The 15,168-nt window shown below is 41.8% G+C and carries 11 protein-coding genes; 9 read left to right on the top strand and 2 right to left on the bottom strand.

The window, feature by feature from the left end; translation table 11 throughout:
• Positions 1-4 precede the first annotated feature (4 nt).
• The gene (locus CLNEO_RS10415) at positions 5-1,066 is read right to left on the bottom strand and encodes a tyrosine-type recombinase/integrase (RefSeq protein ID WP_066088406.1); all 1,062 of its coding nucleotides are present in this window, start codon (positions 1,064-1,066) and stop codon (positions 5-7) included.
• Positions 1,067-1,069: 3 nt separating this feature from the next.
• Complete coding sequence (locus CLNEO_RS10410) at positions 1,070-1,792, bottom strand: tRNA 2-thiocytidine biosynthesis TtcA family protein (protein ID WP_066088404.1); 723 nt, start codon at positions 1,790-1,792, stop codon at positions 1,070-1,072.
• 376 nt (positions 1,793-2,168) lie between these two features.
• On the opposite strand from CLNEO_RS10410, the gene CLNEO_RS10405 reads away from it, so the two are divergent.
• From CLNEO_RS10405 to lepA, 9 genes are all read left to right on the top strand, one after another.
• Complete coding sequence (locus CLNEO_RS10405) at positions 2,169-3,314, top strand: glycoside hydrolase family 3 protein (RefSeq protein WP_066088402.1); 1,146 nt, start codon at positions 2,169-2,171, stop codon at positions 3,312-3,314.
• A gap of 111 nt (positions 3,315-3,425) precedes the next feature.
• Positions 3,426-5,663 (top strand): RelA/SpoT family protein, encoded by a 2,238-nt coding sequence (locus tag CLNEO_RS10400; RefSeq protein WP_408605472.1) that lies wholly within the window; start codon positions 3,426-3,428, stop codon positions 5,661-5,663.
• Positions 5,664-5,678: 15 nt separating this feature from the next.
• Entirely contained in the window at positions 5,679-6,131 is a 453-nt protein-coding gene (gene dtd / locus CLNEO_RS10395) for a D-aminoacyl-tRNA deacylase (RefSeq protein ID WP_066088395.1), read from the top strand.
• A gap of 14 nt (positions 6,132-6,145) precedes the next feature.
• Positions 6,146-7,594: a coproporphyrinogen dehydrogenase HemZ gene (gene hemZ / locus CLNEO_RS10390; protein WP_066088391.1), complete on the top strand. Its 1,449-nt coding sequence runs from the start codon at positions 6,146-6,148 to the stop codon at positions 7,592-7,594.
• Positions 7,591-8,838: a histidine--tRNA ligase gene (hisS, locus tag CLNEO_RS10385; RefSeq protein ID WP_242864198.1), complete on the top strand. Its 1,248-nt coding sequence runs from the start codon at positions 7,591-7,593 to the stop codon at positions 8,836-8,838. Before hemZ ends, hisS begins: the two co-directional genes overlap by 4 nt.
• Before the next feature lie 248 nt (positions 8,839-9,086).
• Positions 9,087-10,445: a Trk system potassium transporter TrkA gene (gene trkA / locus CLNEO_RS10380; protein WP_066088387.1), complete on the top strand. Its 1,359-nt coding sequence runs from the start codon at positions 9,087-9,089 to the stop codon at positions 10,443-10,445.
• 14 nt (positions 10,446-10,459) lie between these two features.
• Complete coding sequence (locus tag CLNEO_RS10375; protein ID WP_066088385.1) at positions 10,460-11,911, top strand: TrkH family potassium uptake protein; 1,452 nt, start codon at positions 10,460-10,462, stop codon at positions 11,909-11,911.
• 415 nt (positions 11,912-12,326) lie between these two features.
• Complete coding sequence (locus CLNEO_RS10370; RefSeq protein WP_066088382.1) at positions 12,327-12,524, top strand: hypothetical protein; 198 nt, start codon at positions 12,327-12,329, stop codon at positions 12,522-12,524.
• Between the two features lie 516 nt (positions 12,525-13,040).
• On the top strand, positions 13,041-14,852 hold the full coding sequence (lepA, locus tag CLNEO_RS10360) for a translation elongation factor 4 (RefSeq protein WP_066088376.1): 1,812 nt from the start codon (positions 13,041-13,043) through the stop codon (positions 14,850-14,852).
• Positions 14,853-15,168: the final 316 nt, after the last annotated feature.

Genomic DNA, 15,168 nt, shown 5'->3' with positions numbered 1-15,168 from the left:
AGAGTCATTCCTTTCTTAGCTTAATATAGGAGGCGGCTTTTCGCCGTCTTTGATCTTCAATTTCAGCATAGTGCTTTCTGGTGGTATTTACGTCGGCATGGCCTAAAGCGTCAGCCACTAAATAAATATCCCCTGTTTCCTGATAAAGATTGGTGCCGAAGGTGCTGCGCAGCTTATGGGGGGATATTTTTTTTACGGTAACACCAAAAGCATATTTTTTAACCAAATTTTGTACGGCTCTAACGGTAATGCGTTTTCCTTGGGAAGAAAGAAAAAGGGCATCTTCATTTTCTTTCTTGGTAATTGCGTGCTGACGCTCCTCTAGATAATCCTCCAAAGCTGCCTGTACTTCCTCTCCAAAGTACAAGAAAACCTCATTTCCGCCTTTGCGAATGATTTTAATTGCATTGTTTTTAAAGTCTATATCCTTTATATTTATGCCAACACATTCGGAAACGCGCATCCCGGTTCCAAGAAGAAGGGTTGTTATGGCTAAATCTCTTTTTTTGGTGCGGTCATGAAATGCCTTTTGATGGTCGGACAGTTTTCCTCCTGATTCAACGGCATCCAAAAAATCCGCCATTTCATTTACGTCTAGGCGGACGATTTGCTTATTGTGAATTTTAGGCGTTTCCACAATGGCAGCAGGGTTGGCAACTACCTTTTTTTTCTTATAAAAATATTTATACATGGAGCGGATCGCCGCCAGCTTTCGAGATTTCCCTTTTTCATCGTTATGCAATTCCATTCCGCTTTCGGGATGCTCATAATCAGGCCTGATATAATAAGAAAGGTATTCCATAAAGCAGTCGATATCGTCGGAGGATACTTGGTTTAAGCTTTCTACCGTAAGCCTTGCTGAGTCAATTCCACCTAGGGTCCCATGCTCCTCGTAGAGATACCGAAAAAAAATTCTTAGATCATAGGCATAGCCAAGTCTTGTTTTTGTGGAAGTTGTTTGGGCGATTCCCCGAAAAAATTCCATAAGAAAAGGAGGAAGTTCTTTTTGAATTTCCCGCAGTCTAAGGGTTTCTTGGTTTTTCAAATTTTCATGATATGTTGACATGGATTAAATCTCCCCATTCCAGCCTTTTAAATTGGAACGCTTGATGGCGCCAAAAACTTTTTCCTGTAAATTATCGTAATTTTTTGACAGCTCCGCCAAAAGCTCTTTTGTTTCTTGTCGTTTTGTATTTCCATCGGCAAGACAGGGATTTTTTACGATAGTAATCCCGCTTTTTGTAACAAAGCTTTTCGCCTCTCCTTCGGGAACATACATCAAAGGACGGATGGAATAGAGCTTTTTCCGATCCAGATAGCTTACGGGAGCGAAGCAGTTAATTCTGCCTTCATAGAATAAGGACATGAAAAAGGTTTCTACAACATCATCCTTATTATGCCCTAAAGCTACCTTATTGCAACCTAACTTTTCTGCAGCATCATTCAAAGCGCCCTTTCGCATTTTTGCGCAGAGAGAGCACGGGTTAGTCTCTTTTCTTTCGTGAAAAACAATTTGTCCAATATCCGTATGCACAACGGTGTAATTGACACCCAGTTCATCGCACAAAGCTTGAATATCATCATAGGTTGCTCCGGGCAACCCAAGGGACACAGTAATTGCTTCTATTTGGAAGTGTTTGGGATAAAACCGCTGTAAATTTTTTAAGGCCAAAAGCAGGCAAAGGCTGTCTTTACCGCCGGAAATCCCAATGGCGATTTTGTCGCCTTCTTCAATCATATTGTAATCATCTATGGCACGACGCACATAGCTCAGTAATTTTTGTAGCTTCATAAAACAGTTCTCCTTTGTGAGTTTAAGCTTAAAGGTTATTATATCATAAAAGCGGAGAAAGTGGGCAAAAAACAAAGAAAACCGCAAGGGAAGCTTGAGACCTTGGGCGCCGCCCAAACCTGCTTGCTTTTTGAAAAAAGCAAGACCAAAAACTTTTTTAGAAACCGCATATGTATGCGTTTTCTAAAGGGTCAAGGGTGAAACCCTTGTGGGTGTTTGAGGGCAAAGCCCTCAAGGTTTTGACTTTGCCTTTGGTCTGAGAGAAAACACATTTATTTATATTTTATATCGAAATTGAAAGAAAAATGCAATGAATACTATTTTTTTTTAGGGAAAAGGGCTATAATGTTAGCAGACAAAAAAAAGGGGATTGGTTATGAAACGTTGGTTTGCAGGTATTTTAATTGCATTAATGTGTTTTGGGACAGGCTGTGGAAATGAAGTGGTAGAGCAGGTGCCGGAGGAAACCGTCAAAACTGCTAAAGAAACCAAACAAGAAACAATAGAAAATTTGATAGATACAATGACCATGGAGGAAAAAATCGGTCAGCTGTTTATGTGTGATATTAGAAATTATCCCAACGGAACCGGCATGACGGTTTTAAGCGAGGATGCTGCGAAAATGGTAAAAGACTATCATTTGGGTGGTGTGATTTTATTTGCGGAAAATCTTGACACCTTGGAGCAGACGAAAAAGCTGACGGGGGATTTGCAAAATGCCGCTGAGATTCCTTTGTTCATTGGCATTGACGAGGAAGGGGGCTTGGTGTCTCGCTTGAAAAAAAGCAATATCCCCCATGAAACAATGCTTTCTCCAGGGGAGATGACGGAACCTGTTCAGGCTGAGGCGGCTGGGCGTTCCATTGGGGGAACGTTAAGCGAAATGGGCGTGAATGTGGATTTTGCTCCTGTTGCCGATGTAAATACAAACCCTAATAATCCGGTGATTGGGATTCGGTCATATTCGGATGATCCCCAAAAAGCTGGGGATATGGTGAGTGCATTCATCCAAGGTATGCAGGGGACGGGAGTCAGTGCTACAGTGAAGCATTTTCCGGGCCACGGAGATACAGCGGCGGATAGCCACAAAGGGGAGGTATTTGTTTCCCATGATTTGGAAAGACTAAAATCAGTGGAGTTTGTTCCCTTTGCCAGAGCCATTGACGAGGGAGTTAATTTTGTAATGGTGGGTCATATTAAAACACCAAAGGCCACTACGGATGGCTTGCCGGCCACTCTTTCTGCCCAAGCGGTAAAGCTTTTGCGGGAAGATTTAAAATTTAACGGTGTAGCCATAACCGATGCAATGAATATGCAGGCAATTACGGAGTATTATGGCGACGGGGAGTCGGCGGTGCTGTCTGTTTTAGCAGGTATAGATATTGTACTCATGCCGGCAGATTTGGATGAGGCTTATCAGGCTGTGGGCAAGGCTGCGCAGGATGGCCGCATCAGTGAAGAACGCTTGAAGGAAAGCCTTTGGAGAATATTAGGTCTAAAGTATGACAAGGGTTTATTATGAAATAAAAGAATTGTCTTGTAAATATGAATATGAGAAGTTATAATCAAATTTACAGGTTTTTTTGGAATTTAATACCGAAAAAAGTAGGATACAAAGAAATGTGGGGAGGTGATGGACATGGCAACGGCAGAACAATTGTTTCAAGAGCTATTGGAACGAATTAAGCTATATCATCCGTCTAAGGATTATAGCTTGTTAGTGCGGGCTTATGAGCTAGCGATAGATGCGCATATGGAACAAAAGAGAAGGTCGGGCGAGCCATATATTATCCATCCCTTGAAAGTGGCTTTTATTTTGGCCGAGCTGGAATTGGATATGGAATCCATTATTGCGGGAATCCTTCATGATGTAATTGAAGATACCAATTATAGCCATGAGGATATTGCAAATATTTTTGGCGAAGAAATTGCCAGCTTGGTGGACGGCGTTACAAAGCTGGGCAAGCTATCCTATACAACAAAGGAAGAAATTCAGGCGGAGAATTATCGTAAAATGTTCCTTGCTATGGCAAAGGACATTCGCGTTATTTTAATTAAGTTGGCGGATAGATTGCACAATATGCGAACGCTGAATTATATGACGCCAGAAAAACAGCATGAAAAAGCCCAGGAAACATTAGATATTTATGCGCCATTGGCACATAGACTGGGCATTTCCAAAATCCGTACGGAAATGGAGGATCTTTGCTTTAAGTATTTGAACCCGGAAGCTTATTTTGATTTGGCGGCAAAGATTGAGAAAAAGCGTGCGGAACGGGAAGCATTTGTGCAAAGTATTGTGGATGAGGTTAAGGGAAAGATGGAAGAAGCCGGAATTTCCGGTAAGATTGAAGGCAGAAGCAAACATTTTTTTAGTATTTACAAAAAAATGGTCAACCAGAATAAAACACTGGATCAGATTTATGATTTATTTGCAGTGCGGGCAATTGTGGACAACATCAAGGATTGCTATGCTGTTTTGGGGATTGTACATACCATGTATACTCCCATGCTGGGTAGATTTAAGGACTATATTGCCATGCCAAAGCCAAATATGTACCAATCCCTGCATAACACGCTGATCGGCCCCAATGGACAGCCCTTTGAAATTCAGATTCGAACTTGGGAGATGCACCGTACCAGTGAATACGGCATTGCTGCCCATTGGAAATATAAAGAAGGAATTACCGGAGATTCCAGCGATAAGACAGAAGAAGAAAAGCTGGTTTGGCTGCGCCAGATTCTGGAATGGCAAAGAGATATGTCCGATAATAGGGAGTATTTGGATACCATTAAGTTGGACTTAAATGTATTTACCAGCCAGGTGTATGCTTTCACACCCCAAGGAAGGGTGATTCAGCTGCCCAAGGACTCTACGCCCATCGATTTTGCTTATATGATTCATTCTGCGGTGGGGAATAAAATGGTGGGGGCAAGGGTCAACAATAGAATGGTAACCATTGACTATAATATTCAAAATGGCGATATTGTAGAAATCATGACCTCTCAAAATTCCAAAGGGCCAAGCCGAGATTGGCTGTCTTTAGTGAAAAGCTCTCAAGCGAGAACGAAAATTAAGCAGTGGTTTAAAAAGGAAGATAAGGAAGAAAATATTCTTCGCGGTAAGGAAATGCTTCTTAGCGATATGAAGAAAAAGGGTTATGTGTCCAGTGATCTAATGCGTGCTGAGTGGATGCAGCTGATTATGGATAAGTATGACTTTAAAGAATGGGATGCCATTATGGCCGCCGTGGGTTATGGCGGAATTAAAGAAGGGCAGCTTGTCAACAGGCTGATTGATGAGTATTTAAAGGAAAAACGAAGAAATCAGACTGCTGAGGAAATATTGCAGGATTTTGAAAAAACCGTAGACCAGAAACCGGTTTCTAAGAAGAAAAAGAACAAGAGTGGAATTGTGGTTGAGGGGATTGGCGATGTTCCGGTTCGTTTTTCAAAGTGCTGCAGTCCCGTTCCGGGGGATGAGATTATTGGCTTTGTTACACGGGGCCGTGGTGTTACCATCCACCGAACAGACTGTATTAATATTATGAACTTGAGTGATGAGGAAAGAGGCCGATTGATTAATGCCGAATGGGATGCCCAGTATACCCATGGTGATGTTTTAAGTGCGGCTTATTTGGCGGAAATTAGAGTGACTGCCAATGATCGAAACGGTTTGCTATTTGAGATTAGCCGTCTTTTGGCGGATGAAGATGTTGCGGTAAAGGGCTTTAACATCCGTACCACCAAGGATATGCTGGCGATTTTCAATATTACGCTGGAAATTAGAACGAAGGATCAGCTGGTGCGTATTACAAAGCGTATCAAGGGCGTGAAGGATGTTATAGATATAGAGCGAGTGTCGGGATAAAAATAGGAGGAGCTTATGCGTGCGGTGTTGCAAAGAGTGACTGAGGCGAGTGTTACAGTGGATGGTCAAGTGATTGGTGAAATCGGAAAGGGCGTTATGGTGCTTTTCGGTATGCTGGGGACTGATGATGAAAAAACCATGGAATATATGCTGGACAAAGTGGTAAACCTTCGTATTTTTGAAGATGAAAACGGGAAAATGAACCTTTCCTTGCTAGACATCCAAGGGGAATTGCTTATTGTTCCCAATTTTACCTTATATGGCGATGCAAGAAAGGGCAGAAGACCTGGATATTCCGGCGGAGCTGCGCCGGAGGTTGCAGCGGGATTGTTTGAAAGATTATGCGAAAAGGCAAAGAAAATGCCGATAAAAAAGGTTGCAATGGGTCAGTTTCAGGCGGATATGAAGGTTGCCTTGGTAAACGATGGCCCGGTGACATTATTATTAGATAGCGAAAAATTATTTTGATAAAGGGTTTTATGATGATACACTATATTCTTCAAGGACATGAACTGCAAAATGATGTGCAAACCATGATTCAGGTTTTTTACCCGAACTTACATTATACACGTGCCCAAGAGGCTGCGCCTTTGGGGGTATCGATTGTAAGCAGCATGGAAAAAGGCATTGCTTCGGCAATGCTTTATCGTGATGGGGAAAAAATAGACAGTTGGTCTATGGCATATGAGAATGGTGCAGGAGAAAAGGAAGAAAAACGGCTGGTAAAGCGTACAATTTATGAGCTGTTAAAGAAAGAAACAGGGCTTCGCCCTCAATGGGGCTTACTCACTGGGGTTCGACCTGCGAAGATTATCAGCGGACTTTTGGCAGAGGGGAAAAGCGAGGAAGATTGCTTGAAGTACTTCGTGAAGGATTATCTCGTGATGGAGCATAAGGCGAGGCTAGCCCTTGCCGTGGCCAAGGCGGAGCAAAAGCTTTTGGAAGAAAACAAGGCGAATGATATTAGTCTGTATATTGGCATTCCCTTTTGTCCTACCAGATGCCTGTACTGCTCCTTTACATCATATCCTTTGGCCCAATATAAGGATCGGGTGGACGAATACTTAAATGCCATGTTTCGTGAGTTGGAGTTTTTGGCTGAATATGCCAAGGACTTTCATTTAAGGAGCATTTATATTGGCGGCGGCACGCCCACGTCCTTGAATGAACAGCAGTTGGAGCGGCTTTTGCACAAGGTGTCTGTTCTTTTTGATACAAAAGAGATGGAATATACCGTTGAGGCGGGGCGTCCCGATACCATTACTAGGGAAAAGCTGCGGCTGATGAAGGAATATGGGGTAAATCGTATTTCCATTAATCCTCAAACCATGAACGAGGAAACACTGAAAGCCATTGGCAGAAGGCATTCTGTTGAGGATATCCGCCGTGTTTTTTATGAGGCACGGGAATTGGGTCATGAAAACATTAATATGGATTTGATTTTGGGGTTGCCTGGGGAAAACCCTGGGGATGTGGAGCTTACCATGGAGGAAATCTTGAAGCTGGCGCCGGACAATGTTACGGTTCACACGTTAGCGGTGAAAAGAGCCTCCCGTTTAAAGGAGGAGTTCGACCAGCACACCCTGTCAACGGCGGAGGCTTTGGAGGAAATGCTTGCCATAACGGCAGAATATGCAAAAAAAATGGGCATGGAGCCTTATTATATGTACCGCCAGAAAAATATGGTGGGAAATTTTGAAAATGTTGGATACTGTCATCCGGGAAAAGAGGGCGAATATAACGTTCAAATTATGGAGGAAAAGCAGACAATTTTAGCGGCGGGGGCGGGCGCAAGCACAAAAACCGTTGACCCCGAAACGGATCAAATCCAGCGAATTTTTAACGTCAAGAGTGTTGAGGATTATATTGCAAGGATTGACGAAATGATTGAGCGAAAGAAAAAGGGATTACCTGGAGGAGGATGGAAATGATTCAGTTGGTGAAGGGAACAAAGGATATTTTTGCGGGGGAGGTAACCGCTTGGCAGGAAATTGAGAAAAAAATGAGGAATATTTGCCAGACCTTTGGCATTGGTGAAATCAGAACGCCGATTATCGAATTTACAGAGCTTTTTGTTCGTGGTGTTGGCGAAACAACGGATATTGTGCAAAAGGAAATGTATACCTTTACGGATGATGGGGACAGATGCTTAACCCTTCGTCCTGAGGGAACGGCAGGCGTTGCCCGTGCATATATTGAGCATGGAATGCACAATCAGGCACAGCCGACGAAGCTATATTACATCTCTCCCACCTTTCGTTGCGAAAATACGCAGGCGGGTCGTCAGCGCCAGTTCCATCAATTCGGAGTGGAGGTTCTGGGGTCTTATAGTGCTGCGCAGGATGCGGAGGTAATTTCCGTGGCGGCGGCTTTGTTGGAAGAAATGGGGATAAAAGACGTTGAGCTGCGCATTAATAGCTTGGGGTGTCCCCAGTGCCGCAGTAATTATAATAAAATACTGCGTGATTTTATCGGACAAAATCTTGGCAAGCTTTGCCCTACCTGCAAGGAGCGTTTTGAAAAAAATCCATTGCGTGTTTTAGATTGCAAAGAGGAAAGCTGTCAAGGGATTATTGCCAATGCACCCTCTGTTTTAGAATGTCTGAATGGGGAGTGTATGGAGCATTTCCAAAAGGTACAGGATATTTTGACGGAAATGGGCATTGCTTTTACCATAGATCCTAAAATTGTGCGTGGGCTGGATTATTATACGAGAACGGTTTTTGAATTTGTTTCCGACGGCTTAACCGTTTGCGGCGGCGGACGTTACGATAACTTGATTGAGGAATGCGGCGGAAAGCCAACAGGTGCTGTTGGTTTTGGTTTGGGAATAGAACGATTGGTTATGATTTTGGAAAAACAAAAGGGCGAAATTACAGAAGTGCCCCAAAGGGATGTATTTATTGGCTCCATGGGCGAAAAGGGATTTTTGAAGGCCCAGGGCTTGACCTTGGATTTGCGAAAGGCGGGAATTTTAGCCGATTGTGATACGGTAGAGAGAAGTGTCAAGGCACAGATGAAGTATGCAAACAAAATTGGTACAAAATATTCTCTTGTTATTGGGGATAGCGAGCTGGAAAACGGAACGGTTGAGCTAAAGGAAATGGAAACAGGAGAAAAAACAATGATTTCCCTTTCAGAAGCTTCTCAAATTTTAGTTCAAAAGTGCAAATAAAAATTTTAAAAAGGCGACTCTTTCATAAAGCAGTCGCCTTTTTCATTATGGGTCTAGACCCGGTTGAGAGGGGAAGACTGAAAAGCAGACAACCTTCCATAGAGCGGGGGGTTATGATTATATGCAAATGGTATTGTAGTTTTTTAAAGTATCCTTGCATTTGAAAAAATAATTTGTTAGTATATTAAGAACATCTGCAGGTCATGATGTTTTGTATTTAGGTTTTTCGCCTTTAAGGAGGAAATAAATTGAAGATTGTAATTGTGGGAAATGGCAAGGTGGGCAGCACAATTGCGAACCAGCTTACCCAAGAAGGACATGATGTAATTATAATTGATAACAATCCTAGCGTATTGACGAATGCCGGTAATACCATGGATATATTCTGCATTGAAGGAAATGGGGCAACTGCTGCTGCTTTAAATCAAGCAGGCGTGAAAAAAGCAAATGTTCTTATTGCTGTAACCTCGGCGGACGAAGTAAACATGCTGTGCTGTTTATTGGGTAAAAAGTTGGGGGCGAAGCATACCATTGCCCGTGTTCGCAATCCTGAATATTTTATCCAGATGGGCCTGATTAAGGAAGAATTAGGGCTAAGTATGGCGGTGAATCCCGAATTGGCGGCGGCAACGGAGATTTCCCGTTTGCTTCGGTTCCCTTCTGCAATTAAAATGGAGCCCTTTGCCCGCGGAAGGGTTGAGCTGGTAGAATTAAAAATAGGGGAACACAGCCCGCTGGATGGCATGCCGCTTTGGGCAATTTACAAGGAGTTCCAAGTAAAAATTTTGATTTGTGCTGTGCAAAGAGAGGACGAGGTGATTATTCCCGGTGGTGATTTTATTTTAAAATCAGGAGATAAAATCAACATTACGGCTTCCCATATTGAAATAGCCAACTTTTTTCGTACCATTGGAATTTTTCGCAGCGGTGTAAAATCAGTAATGATTATTGGTGGCGGTAGAATTGCATATTATCTGGCGAAGGAATTAAGTGCAATTCATGTAAAAGTAAAAATAATCGAAAGGGATTTAAAGCGGTGCGAATATCTTTGTGAGATGCTGCCTAATTCTGTGATCATTCACGGTGATGGAACAGAAAAGGAGCTTTTGCACGAAGAAGGCTTGGAAAAAACAGATGCTTTTGTAACCTTGACGGGCATGGATGAAGAAAATATTATTGCTGCGTTATATGCCAAGGAGAGAAAAGTTTCAAAGGTAATTGCAAAGATCAACAAGATTTCTTTTTACGAAATTTTGGACAATTTAAATATTGATAGCTTTATTTCGCCCAAAACCATTGCAGCGCAAAATATTGTGCGTTATGTTCGGGCCATGAAAAATTCTGCAAAAAGCAACAACATTGTAACCTTGCATACGATGATTAACGACCGTGTGGAGGCAGTGGAGTTTCAAGTAAGGGAAGATTCACCGGTTGTGGGAATTCCCCTCAAGAGTATTAAAAGGCGAGATGGGTTGATTGTGGCTGCAATCATTCGTGGGACGCAAATCATTATTCCGGGTGGAAATGATTCCATCGAGAAGGGGGACAGCGTTGTTATTGTTACAACAAAAAAACACCTTGCGGATTTAAATGAAATTCAAGGATAAATTGGAGATTAATTATGAATTATCATATGATGGCCTATATTTTAGGCAATATTCTCAGAGTAGAAGGCTTATTTTTATTTGCCCCCACACTTCTTGCTATTTATTATGGAGAGGACAAGGCACTTTTTGCTTTTGGGCTTACGATTTTTATTGCCATGATTGTTGGCAGTATCCTTACAAAGGCTGAGCCGGAGGACAAAAAAATATATGGACGGGAAGGGTTTGTCATTGTTGCGCTTGCGTGGATTAGTATGTCTTTTTTTGGTGCAATGCCGTTTTTTTTCAGCGGAGCCATAGAAGGGCCTGTAAACTGCTTTTTTGAAACGGTTTCGGGATTTACAACAACAGGTGCATCCATACTGACGGAAATTGAAGGCTTGCCCAAGAGCATTTTGTTTTGGCGGAGCTTTACCCATTGGATCGGCGGTATGGGGATTTTGGTTTTTATGCTGGCAATTATGCCTACAGTGGACGAGCGATCCATGCATTTAATGCGTGCAGAAGCACCGGGACCGTTGGTAGGGAAGCTTGTGCCAAAGGTAAAATCAACGGCAAAGCTTTTGTATGAAATGTATATTATTTTAACTTTATTGGAAATATTTTTGCTGATTTTAGGTGGCATGCCTGTATTTGACAGTCTTGTAAACACCTTTTCAACGGCAGGAACAGGTGGCTTTGCCATAAAAAATGCCAGCATAGCGGCATATGAAAATCCTTATTTTGAGTATGTGATTACTGTTTTTATGTTCCTGTTTAGCGTAAATTTTAATTTATATTATTTTTTGTTAGTCAAAGATGTGAAAAATATTTTTAAAAACGAGGAGCTGCGATATTTTATAGCCATTATTATTGGTGCAATTGGTATAATTACGTTAAATATTTTAAGTCTATATCCCACCTTTGAAAGTGCTTTTCGCCATGCTGCGTTTCAGGTTTTGGCGATTATCAGTACAACGGGCTTTGCAACAGCAAATTTTGATGTATGGCCGGAGCTATCGAAAACGTTGCTTGTAATACTGATGATTGTTGGCGCGTGCGGCGGTTCTACCGGTGGGGGTCTCAAGGTTTCCCGATTGATTTTATTGCTTAAGATGGCAGGATTGGAAATACGCCGTATTGTGCATCCCAGATCAGTAAACATTATAAAATTAGATGGGCATAAGGTGGATGAAGAGACAATTCGTGGTGTGGGGGGATTTATTATTGTTTATTTGTTTTTAACAATGGGGTCATTTCTTTTGATTTCTTTAAACAATTTTGACTTTACAACTTCGTTAACCTCTGTTTTGTCCTGCTTGGGCAACGTTGGCCCGGGCTTGGCAAGGGTTGGACCAATTGAAAATTACAGTCTTTTTTCGGATTTTTCAAAACTGGTTTTGTGTTTTAATATGCTTTTGGGAAGATTGGAAATTTTCCCTATTATTATGTTATTTGCCCCTGCCGTATGGAAAAGAAGTTATATGTAAGCGGATTTTTGGCAATAGAAAAAACAGCCGACTTGGCTGTTTTTTCATTTTAAGGGGTGTGTGTACTTTCCGGCTGGCAATTAACCCAGCCGAATTTTTTGTTTGTTTTTGTAATCTAAAAACGTTTGCTTTATATTTTAATAGCTTGGGAAGGGACCCGTAGCCCCTCGGGGAAGAAGCCACGGGAAGAAGTAAAAGGGGGCGTCCTTTTGACTTCTTCTAAAGGATACAATAGAAATGTGTATAATTTATGAATGGAAACTTAAGCGACGCTTAAGAATTTATAAAAAAAAAGAAAGAAAGCCGCTAATTTCTTTTTCGTGGAAGAGAAGGACATGTTTGTATGGCTGTTTTTTGCAGTTTATGATATACTGATGGACAAGTGGAATGAATTGGACAAGAAAGGAAGATTGGAATGCAAGACTTAGAGAGAAACAAGAAACCGCCAATAAAAACTGAATTCTTATTTCAGATAGGAATTATTTTTTTTATTATATTGGGTGCAATCATTAAGCAGGCTTCTTGGTTGTTTTGGATTTTGGCAATTGTTTGTGCGGTATGCTGGATAATCTTCGTGGAAAAAAGGAAAAAAGAGGAAGAAAAGGATAAGTAATTCAGAGTGAAGACAGAGTCAAAGCCTTGAGGGCTTTGCCCCAGGCTAAAGACAAAGTCAAAGCCTTGAGGGCTTTGACCCAGGGTAAAGACAAAGTCAAAACCTTGAGGGCTTTGCCCTCAAACACCCACAAGGATTTCACCCTTGACCCATCTGAACCCATATAGAATGCCCATTCTTCAAAGGTTTTTGGTCTTGCTTTTTTTCAAAAAGCAAGTGGGTGATCATCACTTTTGCTACGCAAAAACCGGCTTCGCTGTCTGCCCCTATCTTAGGCAGTGAGAGGGCAACACCCAAGGTTTGTCTGCGTTTAGAAGTAATTATTTTTAAGATAATGGGTAGGATTTCATAAAGCCCTTGAATTTCTTTGACTTGACAGGCTTTCTTATGATATAATCGGAAGGATTTTGCAAAGAATGATAAGCGTTTTGCATGAAGCATGAAGCGGTTTTTGAGCTACCATTTTATCAGTAGCGGCACGCGCTTTATGTAAATTTTAATTTGGGAGGGAAATTCATGTCCGACAGACAAAAGAATATTCGAAATTTTTGTATTGTGGCACATATTGATCATGGCAAATCAACTTTGGCGGACAGATTGATTCAGAAAACAGGCTTGCTTACGGACAGAGAGATGCAGGAGCAGGTTTTGGATAATATGGATTTGGAAAGAGAAAGAGGCATTACCATTAAATCTCAGGCGGTGCGTTTGATTTATCGTGGAAAAGATGGCGAAGAATATGAGTATAATTTAATTGACACGCCAGGCCACGTTGACTTTAACTATGAGGTTTCCAGAAGCTTGGCGGCTTGCGAAGGCGCAGTTTTAATTGTGGATGCTGCCCAGGGAATCGAGGCGCAAACATTGGCAAACGTTTATCTTGCATTGGATAATAATTTGGAAATTTTGCCCGTTATTAATAAAATTGATTTACCCAGTGCAAACCCGGCGTGGGCAAAGCAGGAAATTGAGGACATTATTGGCATTCCCGCAATGGATGCTCCTGAGATTTCTGCAAAAAACGGCGTTAATATTGAGGAGGTTCTGGAACGCATTATTACAGATATTCCAGCGCCAAGCGGTGATCCCGAAGGACCCCTAAAAGCCTTGATTTTTGATTCCGTTTACGATCAGTACAGGGGCGTTATTGTTTTGATGCGCGTATTTGATGGTTCTGTCAAAAAGGGAAGCAAGGTTCGTATGATGGCAACGGGCAAGGAATATGACGTTGTTGAGGTTGGTATTTTTGGGCCGGGGAGGTATATTCCTGCGGAAGAATTAAAAGCGGGGATGGTTGGTTATTTTACCGCGAGTATAAAAAATGTTGCCGATACCCGTGTGGGGGATACGGTGACCAGTGCGCTTCATCCTACGGCGGAGGCGTTGACGGGATATAAAAAGGTGAATCCCATGGTTTATTGTGGTATTTTTCCTGTGGATGGGGCAAAATATCCGGACTTAAGGGACGCCTTGGAAAAATTGCAGCTAAACGATGCGGCGTTGTTTTTTGAGCCCGAAACCTCCATTGCATTAGGTTTTGGCTTTCGTTGTGGCTTCTTGGGTCTGCTGCATTTGGAAATTGTTCAAGAAAGATTGGAAAGAGAATATAATCTGGATTTGGTAACAACGGCACCCAGTGTTATTTATAAGGTTTATCTTACGGATGGCACAAGCTTTGATCTGTCAAATCCCAGCAATATGCCGGATCCTGCTCGTATTACGAAAATGGAGGAGCCCATTGTAAAGGCGGAAATTATGCTGCCTAAGGATTATATCGGCGCCATTATGGAGCTTTGTCAGCAAAGACGGGGTGAATATATCAGCATGGAGTATTTGGATGACAGCAGAGCGGTGCTGACCTACGAAATGCCATTGAACGAAATTATTTATGATTTCTTTGATGTTTTGAAATCTAGAAGCCGTGGATACGCTTCTTTTGATTATACCTTAATTGGCTATAAGGAAAGCGAATTGGTTAAGCTGGATATTTTGGTCAACAGAGAGGCTGTGGATGCCCTTTCCTTTATTGTGCATAAGGATTCTGCCATCGAAAGAGGAAGAAAGATGTGTGAAAAGCTGAAGAAGGAAATCCCTAGACATCAGTTTGAGATTCCTATTCAATCAGCAATTGGCAGTAAAATTATTGCAAGGGAAACCATCAGTGCCTTACGAAAGGACGTTTTGGCAAAATGCTATGGCGGCGATATTACCAGAAAAAAGAAGCTGCTTGAAAAGCAAAAAGAGGGCAAGAAGCGTATGCGCCAAATCGGTAACGTAGAGGTGCCCCAGCAGGCGTTTATGAGTGTTTTAAAGCTGGAAGAAGAATAATTTCCGTGAGGTATTCTTCCCTAATATAGAAAAATGTTTGCTTTGGAGGATTTTTTATCCTGAAAGGATGCGTTCCGCACCATGGAAATGCAAAGGTTTTTTTGGGCAAATTATGCATAGTACTAGCATGGCTTGAAGTTTTTTTCGGCATGGGCCTTAAGACTGGAACGGATATGCTTGGAAAAATATCATTATTTAGGGAATAAGTGCTGTTTTTACTAGGAAATGTTATATGTAAGGAAAAACAGAAAATCCTTTGTATTATCTTGTATTAAAATAGAATGGCTCATAATGTAGCTTTGTTTAAATGTAGTTT

This window comes from Anaerotignum neopropionicum (assembly GCF_001571775.1).
In the GTDB taxonomy this organism is placed as follows: domain Bacteria; phylum Bacillota; class Clostridia; order Lachnospirales; family Anaerotignaceae; genus Chakrabartyella; species Chakrabartyella neopropionicum.
This window is presented reverse-complemented; position numbering and strand designations above follow the sequence as displayed.